The organism is Paenibacillus sp. B01 (assembly GCF_009649995.1).
GTDB classification, from domain to species: Bacteria; Bacillota; Bacilli; order Paenibacillales; family Paenibacillaceae; genus Paenibacillus_O; species Paenibacillus_O pasadenensis.
Genome location: NZ_CP045802.1, coordinates 5283575 through 5304081 on the forward strand (window position 1 = coordinate 5283575; position 20507 = coordinate 5304081).

Annotated in this window: 15 protein-coding genes; all 15 read right to left on the reverse strand. The window is 63.2% G+C overall.

Features of this window, described 5'->3' with window-relative positions:
- Nucleotides 1-13: 13 nt before the first annotated feature.
- Complete coding sequence (locus GE073_RS22675) at nucleotides 14-511, reverse strand: flagellar protein FlgN (RefSeq protein WP_153784443.1); 498 nt, start codon at nucleotides 509-511, stop codon at nucleotides 14-16.
- A 23-nt stretch (nucleotides 512-534) separates the two neighbouring features.
- On the reverse strand, nucleotides 535-798 hold the full coding sequence (gene flgM, locus GE073_RS22680; RefSeq protein WP_101807637.1) for a flagellar biosynthesis anti-sigma factor FlgM: 264 nt from the start codon (nucleotides 796-798) through the stop codon (nucleotides 535-537).
- Nucleotides 799-945: 147 nt separating this feature from the next.
- Nucleotides 946-1344, reverse strand: a complete 399-nt coding sequence (locus GE073_RS22685) for a flagellar protein (protein ID WP_028599001.1) — start codon at nucleotides 1342-1344, stop codon at nucleotides 946-948.
- Nucleotides 1345-1477: 133 nt separating this feature from the next.
- A complete protein-coding gene (locus GE073_RS22690; RefSeq protein ID WP_153784444.1) occupies nucleotides 1478-2491 on the reverse strand; it encodes a ComF family protein in 1014 nt (337 codons plus the stop codon).
- Between the two features lie 12 nt (nucleotides 2492-2503).
- On the reverse strand, nucleotides 2504-4189 hold the full coding sequence (locus tag GE073_RS22695) for a helicase-related protein (RefSeq protein WP_153784445.1): 1686 nt from the start codon (nucleotides 4187-4189) through the stop codon (nucleotides 2504-2506).
- Complete coding sequence (locus tag GE073_RS22700) at nucleotides 4186-4590, reverse strand: hypothetical protein (protein ID WP_153784446.1); 405 nt, start codon at nucleotides 4588-4590, stop codon at nucleotides 4186-4188. Before GE073_RS22700 ends, GE073_RS22695 begins: the two co-directional genes overlap by 4 nt.
- 278 nt (nucleotides 4591-4868) lie before the next feature.
- Nucleotides 4869-5420 (reverse strand): glycosyltransferase family protein, encoded by a 552-nt coding sequence (locus tag GE073_RS22705; protein ID WP_153784447.1) that lies wholly within the window; start codon nucleotides 5418-5420, stop codon nucleotides 4869-4871.
- 388 nt (nucleotides 5421-5808) lie between these two features.
- Complete coding sequence (locus GE073_RS22710; protein ID WP_028598999.1) at nucleotides 5809-6537, reverse strand: response regulator; 729 nt, start codon at nucleotides 6535-6537, stop codon at nucleotides 5809-5811.
- Between the two features lie 8 nt (nucleotides 6538-6545).
- Nucleotides 6546-7712: a sensor histidine kinase gene (locus GE073_RS22715; protein ID WP_101807633.1), complete on the reverse strand. Its 1167-nt coding sequence runs from the start codon at nucleotides 7710-7712 to the stop codon at nucleotides 6546-6548.
- A 131-nt stretch (nucleotides 7713-7843) separates the two neighbouring features.
- On the reverse strand, nucleotides 7844-10609 hold the full coding sequence (locus GE073_RS22720; RefSeq protein ID WP_153784448.1) for a stalk domain-containing protein: 2766 nt from the start codon (nucleotides 10607-10609) through the stop codon (nucleotides 7844-7846).
- 200 nt (nucleotides 10610-10809) lie between these two features.
- Entirely contained in the window at nucleotides 10810-15183 is a 4374-nt protein-coding gene (locus GE073_RS22725; protein WP_194843457.1) for an Ig-like domain-containing protein, read from the reverse strand.
- Nucleotides 15184-15336: 153 nt separating this feature from the next.
- A complete protein-coding gene (gene metK, locus GE073_RS22730; protein WP_028598995.1) occupies nucleotides 15337-16542 on the reverse strand; it encodes a methionine adenosyltransferase in 1206 nt (401 codons plus the stop codon).
- Between the two features lie 251 nt (nucleotides 16543-16793).
- Nucleotides 16794-17066 (reverse strand): alpha/beta-type small acid-soluble spore protein, encoded by a 273-nt coding sequence (locus GE073_RS22735; RefSeq protein ID WP_028598994.1) that lies wholly within the window; start codon nucleotides 17064-17066, stop codon nucleotides 16794-16796.
- Between the two features lie 113 nt (nucleotides 17067-17179).
- Nucleotides 17180-17782 (reverse strand): hypothetical protein, encoded by a 603-nt coding sequence (locus tag GE073_RS22740; protein WP_127464412.1) that lies wholly within the window; start codon nucleotides 17780-17782, stop codon nucleotides 17180-17182.
- A 135-nt stretch (nucleotides 17783-17917) separates the two neighbouring features.
- Nucleotides 17918-20455, reverse strand: coding sequence for a hypothetical protein (locus tag GE073_RS22745; protein ID WP_153784450.1), 2538 nt, complete (start codon nucleotides 20453-20455; stop codon nucleotides 17918-17920).
- Between the last annotated feature and the right edge of the window lie 52 nt (nucleotides 20456-20507).

Consider the following 20507-nt stretch of genomic DNA (forward strand, 5'->3'; position numbering starts at 1 on the left):
GGGCGGTCCTCCTCTAGCCTTTTCTGTCGAACATGCCCGCCTTGACGGCTCCGGCCGGATGCAGCTGCGGGTGCACATAGGTGTAATCGTCATAGGGAGCATCCGCCGTTAGCTCCAGCGAGAAATCAATGAACTCCAGCGACTGCTTCGTGAGGGCAAGGTTGTGCTCGTTGCGCTGCCGGACGTCCTCGAGAAGCTGAGTCAGCTCCTCCTGAAGCTCGGACAGCCGCTGCTTCTCCTCCGGCGAGTTGACCGTGCGGATGAGGTCGCTGAGCTTGCCGCTGCGAAGGCGCAGCTGGAGCTTGGAGAAATGGATGTTGACCAGCATCTGCCGGCGCACTTCGAGCTCCTCGGCGCGTCTTGCCAGCTTGCGCTCCTTCATCAGGAGGGCGCTGAGGGCGTCGACGTCCCCTTTTACCAGCACCGGCGTCTTGGCGATGGCCAGCTCCAGCAGCTCGCGGTACAGGCCGCTCTGCTGCGCGAGCGTCTCGATCAGATCCTGTATGGTCATTCATCCCATCCGTTCTCCGTAGATTAGTTCAGGTAATCCCACAGCTTGTCGGCGATCTTGCCGGCATCGACACGGTACGTGCCCGCGGCCACTTCGTTCTTCAGCTCTTGGATGCGCTGCTTGCGCTCGGCGCTTTCGGGCTGGCGGCTGGCTAACATGGCTTTGGCCTCCTCGGAGATCTGCACCTGGTCGGTTTTTCGGGTACGGGCGCTCTCCGAAACCCGCGCTTCGCTCTGCTTCTGGTATGTGTGGACAGGCTGAACCCTGCCGGTATCGTTTATCTTCAAGTCGTTTCACCTCGATTGGGTTGGCCTGGCTGCGGCCTTAGCTGCTCTGACCCTATTATCGGCCCTTCGGAAACCTTTGTTTATAGAGCAGCCGGACTATTTGTCAAGTCCTATATTTATCGATTAAACAAGAATTTTGTCTCATACTCAAGTCTTATCTTTAATTCGATAGGCTTTTTGAACTGCCTGACGGCGCTCCTCTTCTTCCTCCGCATCCTTCAGCCGCTTCACTTCGCCCCGCAGCCGCTGGCGGCAGGAGTCGCACATATGGTCCTCCCGGATCAGGATGCCGCACACTTCGCAAGGATAGCTGAGGCTTGGCGCATCCATGAGGGAGATGCGTCCTTCCTTGATGAACTTCGTAATCTGACGGATCGCTACGCCCGTCTGCTCGGACAGCTCATGAATCGCAGCGCCGCGATTTTTGCGCAGGTAGTCGCAGCAAGCCTCGTATTCGCGGTCGATCTCCCGAATGCATGCCGGACATACCTCGCGGAAGTTTTTGGCGAACAGCTTGCCGCAGCGCGGACAATTGTCCAGGTTCATAGGACCAGTTCCTTTCCGTTTCCCGTTCTACTCCTTCTATTATCGGCGGAGATGCGGCGGTTTTGGAGATGAAAGGAGAGCGAATGTTCTTCCAGCGCAGGGAAGAGAAGGGAAAACAAAAAAAAGGCGCCGCTCACGCGCGCGCCCAGGTCAGGCCGTACAGATCGATCGGCACGGGCGAGCAGCGCTGCAGCGCAAGCGCGCAATGGTCCATCGTGCCTCCCGTCGTATAGATGTCGTCCACGATCAGCAGCCGCAGCGGCCTCCGGCGTTCCGGGTCCCGCGCGGCGAGCAGCCGAAGGATCCCGGCCGCTTCCGGCGCCGCCTCGAACAGCCCCTCGGCCGCGATCAGCCGCTCCCTCCTCGTCTTGGCGCTCATCTTGCCGCGCTCCTCCTTGCGCTCGAGCAGCGGCCTCGCCGTCAGCCCGGCGCGGACGGCGAGCGAGGCGGCCAGACGCTCCGCCTGGTTGAAGCCCCGCTCGGCGAGCCGCTGCCGGCTGACCGGCACGGATGTGACGAGATCGAACGGCTCCTTTCCTTTTCGCGCGTCGGGGTCCAGCCGGTCCGACAGCCTGCCGGTCAGCCGGTCCGCGAGCCGCAGCTCCGCGGCCAGCGCGGCATAGGCCGGGAGCAGCATGTCGGCCAGCCAAGGCTGAAGCGCCTCCTCGCCCCGGTACTTGTAGCGGGCGAGCAGCTGGCGCATCTCCAGCGTATACCGGACGGCGCTGCGGCTGCGGATGAAGCCCGCCGAGGTTCGGCGGCAGCAGTCGCCGCAAGGATCCGGACGGCCGCATACCTGGCATTGGATGCGCAGGATCCAAGGAATCGAGCTGCGGCAGGAGCCGCAGACGCTGTCGCTCCAGGAGCGGGGCAGCTCCTCCGGCAGGCCGGCAAGAGACGTCCGGCTGGGAGCGAAGCCTCTCCCGCAAAGCCCGCAAGCGGAGCGGGCAGGAGCCAGCAGCCCCAGCAGCCCGCGAAGCGCCTTTGACGGCCATGAGGGGCTTGCCAGCGGATAGAGCCGCGCCGGGCCCTCTCCTTCTTCCCGCTCGGAAAGCCGCAGGAATCGATCATCGGCAGCAGGCTCTCCGGAACGCTTCGGAGGACGCGTCTCGGAAAGGAGCGCGCCGCCGGCAGGTTGCATCGTCATGTGGATCACTCCTTAAAAGGTAGAATGGAAGCGTCGGGATGAAGCCGATCCAGACAGGAGATAGCCCGCTTTGCGCGCCGCCCGGTTCATGAGCCGGATCTGGCGGATCGCCCTTTTTTGCGAGGCGCTGGGCGAGGCGGCCGCGAACCAGACGAAGCCCTGCGGATCGGCGGCGGATCTTCCCGCCCGGCCTGCCGACTGGACGAGCGAAGCTTCGTCGAAGATGCGGGAGTCGGCGTCGAGAATGAACACGTCGCTGCCCGGGATCGTCACGCCCCGCTCCAGGATCGTCGTGGTGACGAGCATCCGGAGCTGCTTTTGCCGGAAGCGGACGACCTTGTCCGCTCGCTCGGGGTCCTGCGAATGCGTCGCCGCCACCTCGCCCCGATCGGGGAATAGCTTGCGGATGAGCCGGGCGACCGGCTCCGCCGACCGGATGGCGGGGACAAAGACGAACAGCTGCGCGCCGCGATCGAGAGAACGGGCCATCGCCTGCCGCAGCGAGGACGGCATGCGGCCGGCAGCCGCCATGCCGAGAGCGGGCGGCGTCCGCAGCAGGCGCGGCACGGGCAGCGGATGGCGGTGGTAGCGCACCGGCACCTTGGCATGCGGCAGCCGGCCGAGCCGCGCGAGCCGCTGCAGCGACGGAGGCGGCGTAGCCGTCAGCAGCACGGTGCGCGAGCCTGCGGCGCCGCTGCGCGCTACCGCCTCGTGCAGCATCGCGTCGCCCGCGAACGGAAACGCGTCGAGCTCGTCGAGCACGATCAGGTCGAACGACTCGCGAAAGCGCAGCAGCTGATGCGTCGTGGCAAGCGTGAGCCGCCCGTCCTCCCCGCGCTGCGGACTGCCGCCGTACAGCGCGACGGGCGGCGTGTCGGGAAAGGCGCGGCGCAATCGCGGCTCGAGCTCGAGCACGACATCCCGGCGCGGCGTCGCGACGAGCGCCCGGCCGCCTCGGCTCAGCACGGATTCGAGCAGCGGAAAGATCATCTCGGTCTTGCCCGCGCCGGTGACCGCCCAGAGCAGGAAGGACGGATGCGGCTCTGCCGGCTTGTGACGGCGCGTCCGCCGGAATAAGCGGCCGGCAGCGGCAGTGGCGCCGCGATGAAGAGGCGGCAGGCGAAGCAAGCCGGCGGACGGCAAAGCCGCGCGCACGAGCGCGGCCAGCCGCGGCCGCAGGCCGCGAGCGGGAGGCGGCTGCAGCGGCCGCTCGAGAAAGGCGAGCGCCGAGGCTGCCGCGGCGCTCTGCGCGGGGCTGAGCCCCCAGCGGCGCAGCCGTTCTGCCGCGGGGGGCAGCTGCTCGGGCGGGGCAAGCCCTGCTCCGCCCCGCCCGGCCTGTGCCGGCATGCCGAGCACGAGCAGCCCGCATTCGCGGCTGCGGCCCAGCGCCAGGCAGGCCTGGCAGCTCGCGCAGCGGCTACTCCCGCACGCGCCGCAGGCCGTGCGCAGCAGCTGCGCCTCGCCGCTGCCGCAGCGCCGGCAGCGGCCCGCGGCGACGGCGCCGCCGAGGCGCAGCCGGCCGAGCAGCGCCGCCAGCTGCAGCGCGGCGTCGCTGCCGGCGCCTGCGGCGGCCAGCCGCGCCTGCGCCTCGCCGCGCAGCAGGGCGCGGCCGCGCAGCGCGCGGGCGGCTGCGCACGCCGCCCGCGCCAGCGCCGCGGCTGCGCCGCCGCTCCCGTGACGGGGCATCGCCGCCGTCACGGGCGGTTCCCGGACGGCCGTTCCGGCCCGTCCGGGGCCAGCGCCGCGCGCGCCAGGCGGCGCAGCGCCTCCGCCGCCTCCGGCAGGCGCAGCGGCGCCGCGCCTCCCGGCGCGGCAGACCGGCTCGCGCGCAGGAGCCGCTCGCGACGAGCGGCTCCTCCCGGCACCGGCCCATGCCGGTTCCAGCTCGCCGCAGCCTCATAGGCCGCCCCCAGCGGCAAGGGCGCGCCGCATACGAGCATCGCCTCCGCCGGCCGAGGAGGCGATGCTCCCGCTTCCTTCGCGGCCTCCGCCGCCCATTCGGCGTCGAGCCGCCACAGCCGGTCGACTTCCGCGTCCAGCGTCGCGGAAGCCAGCCAGCCTTTGTCGGCATCCAAATATAGATACAGCGTCGCTTTCACTTAACGCCTCCTCCTGCCCGCCGCTGCGGGCAGCCCGGCCGGACAACGAAAAAAAAGCACACCCTCAGACGGTTTCCCGCCGAGGGTGTGCTTCACCCGCGCCTTTCATATGACATCAGTATACCTGTCTCGGCGCACGGCTGCAAGCAAAGCTTCGTCGCTCCGCATCTGCGCCTTCTTCCCGTCGCGTCTGCACGCTCGAATTCCCGCCGTCCCTCCTGTCGCCGAGAAACGCGCTCCCGCAAGACCCGACGCTCTACGGTCCGCTGCCGCCGACTTCAAAAAGGAAGCTTGCTCCAGTCCTCGTCGCTTTTCATGTCGATGAGGATCGGCTGATCAAGTTCGCTGACGATGCCCGAGGCGCGCAGCGACCAAAGGATCTGCTCGCGGCCTTTGCGGGACTCCGAATCGGCCTTTCGCCCTGCCGGCGGCGGGTCCATGCTTTCCGCGACGGACAGCCCGGCTTCCCCCGGCTGCTCCGCATCCGGCGAGTCGGCCCGCCATGCTTCCGCTTCCCGGACCGCGCTCTCGCCGTCCGCCGCGCGCTCCAGCCCGACCCACTGGATCGAGCCGTTCCAGCGGCGCACGATCTCGGCCGTTCCGTCCTGCGAGCCCTGGTCCCAGACGGTGATCTTCACCGGAATGCCGGATTTCCGCGCATGCGACTGCAGCGAGCGCAGGCAGTGCTCGATGACCGTCTCGTCGTCCCGGGTCAACAAGATGAAATGGCTCTCCGACTGCGGCCGCCTGGATGCTCTTCTCCAGAAAAGGTGGACCGTTGCCACGGCCGCTCCGTAACAGGCGATGACGCCGATCAAGATTTCGTACATCCCGTCTCCTCCTCTGCCAGCCGAAGCGAGAGCGCCGGGCCGATCCGCCCTTTCGCGCCGGCGCTCCGGAGCCTGATACGGTACCGTATGCCGAAGGCAGCCTAGGCGTTACGGCGAGGAGGCTTCATGGCGTCATGAGCGCAGCTCCGTCCTTTCGTTCCCGAGCGCATGCCAAAAAAAACGAGCCTCCGGAATCGCTCCCGGGGCTCGTACGCGAAGGGCCGCAGCCCTTCTTCTTTTTTCACCGCTTGCGCTTCAGCTGCTTCGCGCCGAAGCGTCCTTGCTATGTAGCTTTCGCGCTTGCGCCCGAAGCCGCTTGGATCCGTCCGGGCCGGGCTCCGGCCTGCGCTCGCCCGCCTCGGACGAGCCGCCTCTCGCTCGTCTCGCGCTAGAGCGTGACCCAGCCGTACTTGATGGAGTTGATGACGGCTTGCGTGCGGTCGTCGACTTCCATCTTTTGCAGGATGCTGGAGACGTGGTTCTTGACGGTCTTCTCGCTGATGAACAGGAACTCCCCGATCATCTTGTTGCTCTTGCCCTCCGCCATCAGGCGAAGCACCTCGGCCTCGCGGCGGGTGAGCGGGTTGTTCTCGCCGGCGACGAACTTCACGCCGGTCTCGCGTCCGGCCGCCGCCCCGGTGCCGGCGCCCATCTCGTCGAGGTAGGTCATTCGGCGCAGCTGGTTGATCAGCTTGCCGGTCACCTTCGGATGGATATAGGCATGGCCCTGCACGACGGAGCGGATCGCGTTGATGAGCGACTCCGCCTCCATGTCCTTGAGCAGATAGCCGGTCGCTCCCTTGCGAAGCGTCTCGAAGACGTAGCTCTCGTCGTCATGGAGCGAGAGGATGATGACCTTGATGTGCGGGAACAGGTCCCGCAGCCGCTCGGTCGCGACGACGCCGTTCTCGATCGGCATATTGATGTCCATGAGCACGACTTCCGGCTGTTGCTGATTGCAGAACTCCAGAACCTGAATTCCGTCGCTGCATTCCCCGATCACTTCCAGGTCGTCTTCCATGTTGAGAATTCGCTTGAGGCCTTCCCGGAAAAGCTGATGATCGTCGGCAATCAGCAGCTTGATCTTGCGCTTGCCTCCTGCTGCGTTCAGGTCCATATGCATTGCTACTCCTTTCGCTGATCCACGCCTGTCGGGATATGGATCGTGATCTTGGTGCCCTGGCCGCTGGACGATTCGAGCTCCAGCCGGCCTTCCAGCAGCTCGACGCGCTCGCGCATCCCCATCAGGCCAAAATGAGAGTTGATCTTGGCTCTGGACTCGATGAGCTCGGCGTCGAAGCCGATCCCGTTATCCTGGACGGCGATCTTCACCATCTGCGACTGGTAGGTCAGCTCCAACGAAACGTAGCTGGCGCTGGCATGCTTCATCGCATTCGTGAACGCCTCTTGAACCAGACGGTAGATGCCCGCCTCCATGGCCGAAGGGAGGCGGATTTCCCGCCCGATCGTCTCGAACACCGTATGAATTCGTGTTTTTTCCTCAAAATCCTGCACATACTTACGCAAAGTGGGAACAAGTCCTAAATCATCTAGCGCCATCGGTCGCAAATTGAATATAATCTTGCGGATTTCTTCTAGTCCTGACCGGACCTGCGCCTTTAAGTCTACTAATTCGTGCTGCACCATCTGAAATTCCTGCTTTACCAGCATTCTTTCTGCAATTTCTGTCCGCAGCACGAGGTTGGCCAGCGACTGCGCCGGGCCGTCGTGAATCTCCCGGGCAATGCGCTTGCGCTCCTCCTCCTGCGCCAGAATGATCTTGAGGCCGATCAGCTGGCGGTTTTTGGCGGACTCCAAAATGCGGGTCACCTGCGTCAGATCGCCGGCCAAATACTCCAGCACGACGTTGATCTGAGAGTGGATCGTCTCGGCCCGCTCGACCGAGCTCTCGACGTTTTTCACCCGCTTCTGCAGGTCGTCGCGGCGCGCCTTGAGATAGGTCTCCTTCTCGCGGTACACCATCAGGTCGAGCTGCAGCTGGGTCGCCCTTTCATAGGCGTTCTTGATGTCTTCCTCTTTATAGCGCACGAAGTCGCGGCTCACCTCGGTCAGCCGGATGCGGGCAAGCCGATACTCCATCTCCAGCTTGTCGACCTTGTCGATCGTCTGGACGGTATCCTGGAGCACCTGGTTCAGCTCCTGCTCGAGCGTAAGCATCTCCTTGCGCGCGGATTCGCAGATTTCATAGATCTGGTATTTGCTGTCCTCCATGACCTGGATCGCGTTTTTGATGACCCGGTCGATATCCACAATGCGATTGTCCACCTGCATCACAGCTGCCTTTCTGTAGCTGGATAATCCTGCATAAGCGACGAAATGGCGCTGCTGTCCCTTAGGACGGCAGCGCCTCGCGTCAGCAGGTCACTCTCTATCATACCATAGGCTCCCTGCGAGGAAGTCTATCATTCGACGGTAATCCGCTTAGTCGCGCCGTCCCATTTTACGGATAGTCCCATCTGCTCAGAGACGACGCGGATCGGGACCAAAGTCCTTCCTCCGCGTTCGATCGGAGCGGCCGGAGCCGCCGCGCGGACGCCGTTTACGACCAGATCCTTGCTGCCGATGACGAGCTCCAGCAGCTTGGCCCCTCTCAGCACGGAGACGCGCTTCGACGCCGCCTCGTAATCGACCGTGCTGCCGAGCGAGCTCGCGACAAAGCGCAGCGGCAAGTACGTCACGCCGTCCTTGATATAAGGAGCGGAATCGAGAGCGGTCGTCTTGCCGTCGATCATCGCGGTCTTGCTGCCGGCCCTCATCTCGATCTTCGCTTTGGCCGGCTCCGGCACCGACGCCGGAGCGTCGACGGAGACGTTGTCGAAAGCGATCGTGCCCGCCGCCGCGCGCTCGTCCGCGCCGTCCTTGAGGCTCGCGACGTAAAGGCGGGTCAGCTTGACCGGATATTTCACCGCCGTGCCCGACTCCGACAGCGGCACCTTGATCGTGCGCCAGCCGGTCCAGTCGACCGCCTTGGACAGCGTGAGCAGATGCTTCGCGCCGGCGGCGTCCGTCAGCTCGGCGCGCGCCCAGTTCAGGCTGGCGTCGCCGAACACATCGACGGAGAGCGAGGTCGGCTGCCCGTCGATCGGGACGCCGGCTCCGAACGAGGCATAAGCCGCGCGCGTATCGGTCGAGCCGCTCGTGAAATCGTAGCCGAGGCTCAGCGCGCCGGTGCCGTTTTCCGCGGCCAGTCCGCTCGTCAGCTGGGCGGAGCCTGTCACCCCGGCGGTCGAGGTGAAGGAGAAGGCCGGCTGGAGCTTGTCGAAGTCGGCCAGCTGCCGGCTGCCGCTTCCCTTGGCGAGCGTCAGGAGCGCGGAGAAGCCGTCATAGCGGGCGATGGCATATCCGACCTGCGCGCCCTCAGACACGCTCTGCACCGTCAGCTTGTCGCCGCTGCGGGCCGCCGTGAAGCCGCGGAACTCCCACTTGACCGCCTCGGAAGGCAAGGTGTAGGTGCCGCCGTCCTTGAGCGTCGCCGTCACTGGCACGTCCAGCTGCGTGCCCGCCTCGAGCGCGCCTTGGGCGGTGCCGATCTTCAGCGACTGGATCGCGTCCGAGCCCACGACGACGACCGGCAGCTTGTCCGTCGCCGAGCCGGATTTGACAGTGATCGAGCCGGTTCCCGTCTTGGACGCGGTGAACGTATTGCCGCTCCAGCTGCCCGCGATGCCTTGGGCGCTCCAGCTCGCGCCGAGGCCTGCCGGATCGAGCGGATTGTAGTATTGATCGTACGCCTTGAGCTCGTACGCGGCCGACTGCCCGAGGAACAGCACGCCCGAGCCGCTCGCCTTGATGCCCTTGATCGCGCCCTGCGGCGCGGACGTGAACACGCCGAGCCCGTTGGACACCTGGCGCATCGTCGTCCCGTATTCCGTCGGATGGCCGAGCTGCAGGCCGAATTCGCCGAGCGGACGAGCGACCATCGTCGTCGAGCCGCCGCCGTCGAAGTTGACCGCCTTGCTGACGCCGAGCTCGACGAGCACCGACTGCAGCTCCGCGAGCGTCAGTCCGGAGCTGCTGCCGTTGTCCTCGGCCGTGACGAGATACACGGTGCGTCCGTCCGCCGAATAGGCGCCTGCCGTACGCGAGCGCGCGGATGAGCCGCTGATCGAGGAGACGCTGCGGGAGAACGCCGCCGCCTTGCCGTTCTCGACGAGAATCGTATGGCCTCCGACCATCGTCTCGAAGCTGGCCGGATCGACCGTCTGCTGCGTCGTCAGCGACTGCAGCCGATAGTCGGCGCTGACCGGCTGGCCGACCTGCAGATGCTCCCGCACGTAAGCGGCCGCCGTACCGTGCGCGCGCAGGATGAAGCCGTCCGCCGGAGGCGTCGTCTGGAGCGCGGAGCCCTCCGAGATCTGCTGCACGACGCCGCCTTGCACGAGCACCTCCGTAGGGGTGGCGTAGCTCGCCCCCGCAGGACGGCTCGGCTCTGTCCAGGCGCTCGTGTACAGATAGAGGGCGTTCGCATGCGAGTAGCCTTTGGTCGGAAACTCCGTGGTGTAGGAGGACTGGTTCATGCCGCTGAGCGCGAACGTCGAGCCGTCCCCGGCCGTCACGCTGCCTTGGAAGGCGTAGCGGTCGATGACCGCCTTGCGGTCCTTGGTGACGCCGAACATGTACATGCCGGTCAGCTGCATCGGACTGACGAGCAGCGATCCGCCGCTGATCTGCGCGCCCATCGGCGCTCCGTCGGAGGAGGCCGTCTGGAAATAGTCGGCATTGATGCCGGCGACCGCGCCGGCGTTCTTGGCCATGTTCAGCACGCTGCTGCGGCCGGTGACGACGCCTTGCTTTCCGTTGATGGCGTTCAGGCTCACATGCGGATCGTTCAGGTCGATCTTGATGACATGGATATTGGACTGGACGGAAGCGCCGCTACGCGTTCCTTTCCAGAGGTAGTCGATGCGCTGGGCGCCGGAGGTGATCATTTCCTGGCTGACGACTGTCAGCTTGGAGCTGGCGGCTTCGGCCCGGCCGACGGGAGACAGGATGCTCATCGCTCCGGGCAGCTGCGGCGCGAGCGCGGCCAGAGGCTGGATGACGAGCGCGGCTCCAAGCGTGCTTACGAGCACGCGGCGGACGAAGACGCCTCGCGGCGACTTCCGCTCCGGAGACGGGGCGGCGGCTCGGACGTCGTTGCGGCGGTTGATGCGGCTTGCCTGTTTCATATGAAATGCAGCTCTCCTATCTGTTTGCCTTCATTCGATTGGTCTAGCACACGAATGAATAGACTTCCAGAATAGAGAAAAGTTACGAGGCGATAGAATAGTCTTTTCACCTTTGCGAGGTTGAATGTCTTTTTCTATGAAAATAGCAAAAGCCGGCCTGCTGCCAGGCCGGCGGAAAAACAAGTCACAGTAGAGATCGCCTAGACGTCGATCATGTTCAGGTACTGCAGCATGCGCTTGATCATGACGACAGCCTCCGCTCTCGTCGCCTTGCCGGCCGGAACGAATTGATCCGCCGTCTGGCCGTTCAGCACGCCGATGTAGACCGCCTTGGCCGCGTAGCTCTTGGCCCAGCTGCCGATCTTGCCGCGATCCTTGAACTTCTCGAGGTAGTTCTGCTCCTGCTGAGGCGGGATGATCTTCATCTCCGCCGCTTCGACGGCGCGGATGATCATCGCGGCCATCTCCTGGCGGGAAACCGGATCGTTCGGCCGGAACTGGCCGCTTGCGCCCTCGACGATGCCGGCGGCGGAGGCGGCGCCGATATAGGCGGCAGCCGCGCCGAGCCCGCTCGTATCGCGGTAGGCCGAGGAGGCGGCGGCTGTATTGCCCTTCAGGCCGAGCGCGCGCGAGACGAATTCGGCGAACTCCGCGCGGGTGATCGTCTTTTTCGGCTCGAACGAGCTGTTCGTGCGCGGACGCACGATCGCCTTGGCGGCCAGCGTCGAGATGTCGTTCTTGGCCCAGTGGCCGGCAATGTCGCTCAGCACCGCGCTGCCCCTGGCGATGGCGAAGACGCCGCCGTCCCGGTGCTTCAGCACGACAGCCGAGCCGCTGCCCGCGCTCTGCGTCTTGGTCGGGACATAGCTCATCAGGCTCGTCTCCGGATCGTAGAAGACGCCTGCGGCCTGCGCCGCCGGAATGACGGACGCGGAGCGGAGCGTCGTCGTCATCATCCGCTTGAGGCCGCTGTAGGCGACCTTGGTCGTGCTGCTGCCGCTGACGAGCGACAGGTCGATGCTGATCGGCCCGGCCAGCAGGCTGGCGCTGGCGCGGCTCATCGCGAACTGCAGCGTACCGGCCAGCGAGCTTGCGCTCGTATCGAGCGAGAGCAGCAGATAGCCGGTCGTGCCGCCCGCATTGAGCAGCTTGGCGGTTTTTTCATAATCGATCGCCTGCAAAGGAAGCTCCACGGTCAGCGTATCGAATTGGATCTCGAAGGAAGCGTTGCTGGCGCTCATCATTTGCTGCAGAGTGGCCAGCGGAAGAGCGACCAGCCCTGCCTTGTTCGTATCCGGCACCTGGAAGCTCACCTTGGACTGGCCGGCGGCGCGCGCGGCCTGATAAGCGGCCGCCAGCCGCTCGTTGAGCACCGTATAGCGGGTCGCGACGCGGCCGGCCGGGGAGACGTCCGGGCTGGTCGAAACGTCCAGCTCCGTCAGCTGGCCCGGAGCCTTGCTGCCCGTGCCGCCTCCGGCGCCGCTGCCGGAGCCGTCGCTTGCGCTGAGGTTGGCGATCGCGACGGAGGAGAGCGCCGCCGCCGCATCGCCGCCCGCCAGGCGCAGCGGATTGTAGGTCGGCGGGCTGTACGTCAGCGTCAGCGTCTGTCCCGGCGCGACCGAGCTGCCCAGCAGCAGCGTGACGACGGAGCCGGAGACGCTTACGCTGGACACCGGGATGAGCGTGCCGCCGGCGCGGAACGAAAACTGGGACGGCCCCGGCACGGCGGCCGGATCCAGCGGCATGCTGTACAGCAGCGTCACGGCCGCGCCGGAGGCGCTGCCCGACAGGAACACCGGATAAGTGCCGCTGACGCCCGCCTCGCGGTTGCTGAAGCTTTCGGCCGGATTGCCCGCCAGATCGGCGAGCGGAGGCACGCCCTGGACGTAGCTCACCTTGACCGACGTGCCGGCCGTCAGCGAGCTCGCCAGCGTCAGGATCAGCTTATTGCCTTCCACGGAGACGCCGCTGATGCTCATCGAGCTCGTGCCGCTCAGGACGGCGAACTGGCTGCGCAGCGGCAGCAGCGATCCGTTCAGTCCTTCGTTGTACGTCAAGGTGACCTTGCTGCCTGCTGCGGCCACGCCGGTGAGCACCGGCCGGCTCGTATCGAGCAGGTTCTGGATATAGGCGCCGCTGAATGCCGCCAGCAGGTTGCCCGACTGGTCCATGACCGGATTCGTGCCAGGCGCATAGTTGATGTAGGCGCCGCCCTCGCCGCCTGCCGCCGAGGCCAGCTTGAACGTCAGCACATTGCCGTTTACGGCCGGCTCGCTGAGCGAATGGTAGCGATCGTTGACATAAAGGGCGAACTGCGAAGCCCAGTCCGCCTTCGCGGCGCCGAGCGCGTCGCTGAACGTCAGCCGCAGCTGGCTCCCCGCCACGCTGCCTCCGGTCAGCTTGGGCTGAGCCGCCGAAGCATCGTAGGTCGCCTGGCGGCCGGAGAATCCGGCCGCTCGAGCTCCGCCAAGGCCGCGGATTGCCCGCATGCTGCCAGGATCGGTCGGAGCGGTATAAGCGACGGTCACCTTCTGCCCGTTCAGAATGCCGCTGCGCAGCTCGAGCACGACCGTATTGCCCGAAACGCTCGCCTGGCTGATCTCACGCGCCGCGGAAGCATCGTTGACCGTCACGTAGAAGCTCGCGGGATAAGGCACCGCTGACGAATCGAGCTCATTGTCGTAGGTAAGGCGAATCTTGGACGGGCTTAGCATCTCGACCTTGCTGAGCGCGGGCGCCGCTGTCGTGGCGCGCAGCGTCTTGAATCGCCATTGGTACTCGTTGAGGATGCCGCCGAAGCCGTTGCCGGCTGCATCGCGGATGCTGTTCACGCCGATCTCCATGTAGTATTCCCCGCCGCCGGGCAGCGGCGCGTCCGGACGGATGACGACCGTATCCGGCCGATCGGCCGTCACTTGAGCTTTGACCGTGTACGTATCGGACGAGCCGGCTTTATGGATCAGGATCTGGTAGCCTTCGCTCAACCGCACCGGTTCCGTGAACACCGCCTCGAACGCGGCAATCGTCGAGACCGAGTCGCTGCCGCTCGCCGGACGCAGCGTCAGGACGGACGGCGGCGTCCAGTCGCGGGTCGCCGTGAAGCTCCAAGCCGAGCTCCCTGCCAGGCCGGCATAAGCCGTGCCCGCCGCGTCGCGGATCGCCTGCGTGCCGATCTCGACATAGTAGCGCGCTCCTTCCTGGAAGGAGATGCGCGGATCGATCGCGATGCGGCTGCTGCCGAAGCCCGCGACCTGCTCGGACGTGACCGGGATCGTCGCGACGATCGCCGAGTCCTGGGCGCTGCGGAGGACGAAGCTGCCCGTGCCCGGGTAGACCGCGCGGTCGAAGCTCATCGCCAGCTTGCTGTCCCCCGCGGCGATCGTCTCGCCGTTGCCGGGAGACAGGCCGGTCAGCGACGGCCCCTTGCTGTCGCTGACCGCGCGGGTCGTGAACGTCCACGCCGCCGCGTCGCGGATGCCGGCGAACAGCAGGTCGCCGCTGCGGAATGCGGCGGCTTCGACCAGCACATAATAAGCGGTGCTGCCGGCGAGGCCGTTATGCGGGAGGATCGCGCTCCTCCCGTCATCGGCGTATTTCAGCTGATCCGCCGTCCAGCTTTGGACCGTGCTGTTGTCGGATACCTTCTTGAGCTCGATGCGCTTAGGCGCAGCGGAGCTGCTGTTCGGGCTGACCGGCTTGTCGAAGACGAGCTTCAGCTCCGTCCGGACGTCCACGCCTTGGGTGCCGTTTGTCGGATTCATCCCCGTCACCCCGATCGGCGAAGCCGCCGTCCGGAAGCTCCAGCCGATCGATCCGGAGCGGTTGCCCGAGCCGTCCTGGACCAGGCCGGCCGGAGCGCTCACCGTATATGACTGGCTCGGCAGCAAGCCGTTTGGCGGCGCGATCGACAGAACGTTCGTCCCCCCGCCGCTGACCAGCGTCGAGGTGATGCCGATCGGCACGCTGTCTCCGGTCGAGGCGTTCGTCAGTTGCAGGAAGCCCGCAGCCGGGAACACCGCTTCGTTGAACGTAATGCGCAGCGCCGAAAAGACCGACGCGTCCCCTTGGCCGGAGCCCGGGCTATAGTCCGTCGCAACAGGCGCGGAGGTATCCGGCTCGGCTGCAGTGAAATTCCACTCCGTCGCGCTCGAGATGCCGGCGAAAGCGCCGCTGCCGGACTGGCTGACGAAGCTGCCGCTGTCGATCAGCACATAATAGGACTGCCCCGCCTCGAACGGACGCTCCGGCTGGATCGTCACGAGGGACGAGTTGGACGGATCGACCGTCACCCGGCTGTCCGAGACGGCGTAGCGCCCCCATTCGGAGTTGTCCGCAACCTTGCGGATCGAGATGACGGCCGCCCCGTTGCCTTTCAAGACCGGCTCGTCGAAATAGAGCGAAAGCCTGGCGTTCGCCGGCGCCGCCGCAGCGTCGTCAGCCGGATATTTGCCTGCTGCGACCGGCCCCCCTTGGGCCGCGTACGCGGTGCCTGCCGTCAATCCGGCTGCAGGCAAAGCCGTGTGCGCCAGTACAAGCAGAGCGACGATTCCTTTCAACCACAATCGTTTTCCCACGACCATTTTCCACTCCCCGATTGAACATTCGTAGTTACTTTGTCGGTCGCTGCGCAGGGAATGTTTAGGAAAAATGGAGAAAGCGATAGCATCTGAACGCAAAAAAGCCCCTGCTCCATGAAATGGAGACAGAGGCTCTGCTTGCAATCTTGCTTAGACCAGTGCTTCCTGCTTGAGCAGGGAAGCCTTGTCCACGCGCTCCCAAGGAAGATCGATGTCCGTACGGCCGAAGTGGCCGTAGGCAGCGGTCTTGCCGTAGATCGGACGACGCAGGTCCAGCATCTTGATGATGCCGGCCGGGCGCAGGTCGAAGTTGGCGCGGATAAGCTCCACGAGCTTCTCCTCGGCCACTTTGCCCGTACCGTAGGTGTCGACGTTGATCGAAACCGGGTTGGCTACGCCGATCGCGTAAGCCAGCTGGATCTCGCATTTGTCGGCCAGGCCAGCGGCAACGATGTTCTTGGCCACATAGCGGGCTGCGTAAGCGGCGGAACGGTCGACCTTCGTCGGATCCTTGCCGGAGAATGCGCCGCCGCCATGACGAGCGTAGCCGCCGTAGGTGTCGACGATGATTTTGCGGCCGGTCAAGCCCGCATCGCCTTGAGGACCGCCGATGACGAAACGGCCCGTCGGATTGATGAAGTATTTCGTCTCTGCGTCAAGCCATTCAGCCGGCACGGCTGGAGCGATGACATGCTCGCGGATATCCTTTTGAATCTGCTCCAGCGTCGCCTTCTCGTCATGCTGCGTGGAGACGACGATCGTGTCGACGCGGACCGGCTTGCCGTTCTCGTCGTATTCGATCGTGACTTGCGTCTTGCCGTCCGGACGGAGGTAGTCGAGGGTGCCGTTCTTGCGCACTTCCGCCAGACGGCGGGCGATGCGGTGCGACAGCGCGATCGGCAGCGGCATCAGCTCCGGCGTCTCGTTCGTCGCGAAGCCGAACATGAGGCCTTGGTCGCCGGCGCCGATGTCTTCGTTTTCCTGATGGACGTCTTTGCCCTCACGCGTCTCGATCGCGGCGTTGACGCCTTGAGCGATGTCGGCCGACTGCTCGTTGAGCGAGGTCAGCACGGCGCAGGTCGTGGAGTCGAAGCCGTACTTGGCGCGGGTATAGCCGATTTCCTTGATCGTGCGGCGCGCGATCGCGGAGATGTCGACATAGTCCGCGCGGCTGCTGATCTCGCCGATGACGAGTACGAGACCGGTCGCTACGGATACCTCGCAAGCTACGCGGGCATGGGGATCCACTTCAAGGAAAGCGTCGAGAACTGCGTCAGAAATCTGGTCGCATATTTTATCGGGATGGCCTTCCGTTACGGATTCCGAAGTAAACAGGTGTCTTCCTTTAAGGGACAAGCTGATCGACCTCCTAGAACCATGGAATGAGAAAAGGATGATGTCTTAACAAAAAATCAACCTTTTCCCATTGGAAAAGGTCGGGTAGACAACTCTTCTAGGACACTATGATAGCCCAACTGTCGGATCGTGTCAATGGACGGAATCCCTTGCCGGATCCTGGTTCTAAGGACTCGAGCGGCAAGTGCGGCAAGGCGGGTTCAGCTGTGAACAGATCGTGAACTCGCCTTGCCTCTCACCGAAATTCCCGCTTACAGGCCAAGCATCGACTGCTCGGCTTTGGCGACCAGACGTTTCGTAATTTCGCCGCCGACCGAGCCGGCTTGGCGAGTCGCCAGCGACGACCAGTGGATCGAGCCAGGAGCGGATGCCGGTCCGGATGCGCCGAGCTCGCCAGCAAATTCCGTATCCGCAGAGCCAGGAGCCGGTGCGGAGTACAAGCCCAGCTCGCCGGCGATTTCATATTTCATCTGATTGAGCATTTCCTTGCATGCAGGGACGACGACGCGGTTTGTCTTTGCCATTGCACCAAGCACCTCCAAAGGATTGGGATAGATAAGGATGTGCTAGTAGCTTGCCGCCGCGCCGCGTCCGCTACGCGTATAACCTGTTGCCACTTCGGGAAAAATATCCCCGCTTACTTCTCGATCGTCTTGATCTCATAAGCCCCGCGCACCATGACGGTCAGGCCGACTTTCATGCCGTCCGCCGAGCCTACGCCCCTCCCGCCCCGAGGAAACAGGATCAGATGGTTTTGCGGCACGCTCGAGCCGGACTTGATGTCGATGCCTGCCGTGACGTCGGCGATGCCGTTGCTGTCCGGGCTATAGGCAACCGCCTTGCCGCCCCGCACGACGACCTCCGTACCGTCGGCAGCGATCAGCGTTTTGCCCAGCGGCACGTTGATGACCTTGACGCCGCCTTCGTCGGAGCTTCCTCCGCCTGCGCCCGGCGTCGCCGTCGGAGCCGAGGACGGCGCCTGCGACGGTGACGGCGACGGCGTGCTGGTCGGAGCTGTCGCTCCTCCCTTAAGCGCTTCGGCGATCTTTTGATCGACATAGCTCTTGGTGACGACCGGATCGTCCGCCGTGCCCGGCACAGTGCCGACCGAGGCGGAGGTGCTCGAAGAGGCGGCAAAGGCCTCTCCGTTCCACGTCTTGAGAATGGCTTGCCACTGGGTACCGACTCCAATCGCTGCGGCCAATGCGAGCGCTGCTGTTGCCTGTGTTCTTCTTTTCAATGTAATCTCCTCCTAAACCAGACTCCGCCAATATCCCGACTCTACTAAAAGGCTGTCGAATTGTCTATGAGCCCGATGGAATCAAGCAGAAAAGCCGCGCGCTCAGGCACGGCTTCTTCGGCTTCGCTCAAATCATTAATTGTTGATCAAGAACCAGTTCATTTCCTGGGAAGCAATCAGAATCGACGATCCCTGGAAAACATCATAAATATTAAGCTTGAATTTGCTATTGGTGCGGACTTTGTTTTGAATCTCCGGATCATTGAACAATATTTTGAGAGGAATGTCCGTACCCTCTTTCAGTACTTCGTCTTGGGACCCTTCCAAAGCCGCAGCAAGGTCAAACGTTTTGGAATAAGTGAGCTGATTGGTGTCCTGATTGACAAATTCGACTTTGATTTTATGCGTTCCGGCGATGGCCTCATAAGTTGCATCTCGTCCGAGCGAGTAGACGGTCTCCAGTTTAAGTCCGGCGACGTTGTACATATCTTTGACATCATAGAAAGCACTCGTCTTAGCCAGCGACAATCCGAAGCCGCCAACTTTCAGTTCTTTTACTTGATCCGCCACACTCTCGTTCGTCTGTCCGAGCTGGAACGAAACCGGCTTGACCAGAAGCGGAGAGGTGACCGAGCCTGCGTTCGTGCCCGTTCCCGAACCTCCATTCTCCCCTGCAGGTGGAGCGGCGGGCTCCGTACCGATCGCCTGTCCGATGACAAGCTTGTAATCGCTGGCGTCAAAGGCGCGCGGAAGGGCAGACCATGCGGAGACGAGTGCCTTGCCTCCCGAACTAATCCGCTCTTTGACTTCGGCGTACTGGACCGGTACGATCAAGCCGTTTTTATCGACCAGGTACCCGCCCAGCTTGGCGATCGCGGTGGCTCGCGGTTCCTGATTGATTCCCTCGAACTCCGCATAGAAGGTTTGAGTGCCTACGCCTTTATAAACGGCATTGCGTTTAAGCTTAATCGTCGCTTTTTGCCCGCTTCCAGAGATGACGTAGTCCGTGAGATTGCCGATAACCGGGATCTCCGACAGTTGCTGTCCCGTAAATTGATACAGCATCTTGCCTGGCTTGTCCGCGGCTGATTCCGTGGCGACAAAGGCGATTTGACTGATGGACGTACTGTACGGAATATCTGCGGCCACGACAGCCTCGTAGCTGGATCCGGGAGCGAGTACAAGCGTAGAATCCAGACCGATCGCTTTCTGCTCGGTTCCGATCTTGACGCCGTTGACCATAAAGTAGCCTCCGAGGGCTGGAATCTGCTTCGCAACCTTGCTGTTGTTCGTAATGGCGATGCCAGCGACCAGCTTGTCCTGCTCGACTCCGGAAGTTCGAGTCACGGTTTTCAATTGGATGCTGTAATCCTTATAGCTGAATGCAGTTCCCAGTCCGCCTTCCAAGGAGGCGGCTTCGACGACATAGGAGGCAATGACATACGACTTTTCTTTATCCGTCGCCAACGATTTCATGACCAGCTCGGCGCCAGTCAGACTTGCTTCCGCAGGCAGCGTCCCCGTCAGCGCCAACGACTTGCCGATCCCTGGCAGCAGGCTCGCGTTTTCTTCTTTGGCATAAGTCAAAGCATAGCTCTTGCCGTTGCCAGTCACAAGATAGAAATCGAAGGCCCCCGCTGCGACTGCAGTCGATCCCGTGTTGGTGAGCGAAAACTCAAGCGACACGGACTGTCCCTCGGCATCTTGGCTGATGATGGCGTTTCCGGCTTTCGTCGTGACCGGCTGTCCCTCTAAATAGATGCTCCGAGGCTGACCCGCAGTCGAAGCGGACTGCACTTTCAACGCCGGCAATTGAAAGACGCCTGTCGGGAGCTTGAGCTTTGTCGCCTCGTCATTGAAGGAAGGAACGAGAGTCAGCGGCTTTGCGACGACAGCTAAAGGAAGCGTCGAACGAAGCGTAATGATTTTCCTCTCTCTCGGCTGGATCGTCATCGTTTCCAGGCTGGGAGATGAAACGTTATAGACCGAAAGGCTTTCCGTCTGAATGTTGAACGTCAGCTTGGATAAGTCAATCACTTGTTGTCCTACATTCTCAAGCAAGTAATTGACGGTGACATAGCCATTGTCCTTGTCTTTGGATATGTAGGCTTGCTTGACCGCTCCTTTGAGCTTGCCGCTGCCGTATAGCATGACGCCTGGCTGAAAGGCTGCGATCCTGTCGGTGCCTTGGGAAGGATATGAAATCGTGCCCAGTCTTTTTTCATAGTTGGAGGAAGAGAAATCCCACTTGATGATGTCAAAGGATAGATCCGTAAGCTTGGTCGCTGAATCGACGACCGCATAATAAGTCATATATTGCGTACTGTTGGCAGGAACGGATGTCTTCTCCTTGTCTCCTTCAACGACCGTAGCCTTGAATGACTTGCCTGACTTGGATTTGACACGAATCCAGTAATCCAGCAGATCCATAGATTTCGAGCTTTTATTCGTGATCACGACCGTATAGGCTAACACTTTACCCTTGTCCTGCATGAGGAAATGGGCGTCCCTTATGCTCAGCGAGCCTCCCGTCAAGCCAACTGCTTGTCCCGACAGCGTAACGCTCTTCGCTGCATAGGCTACTTGCATTCCGCTTTCCGCTATCGTACCGCCCAGCAGCAAGCCTGCTGCAGTCAATGCGGTCAATCCGCTTTTCATCCAGTTATGCTTCACGTCGTCATACCCTCCTGAATCCATATAGCATTTAGACGCAGAGAGAGTCTCC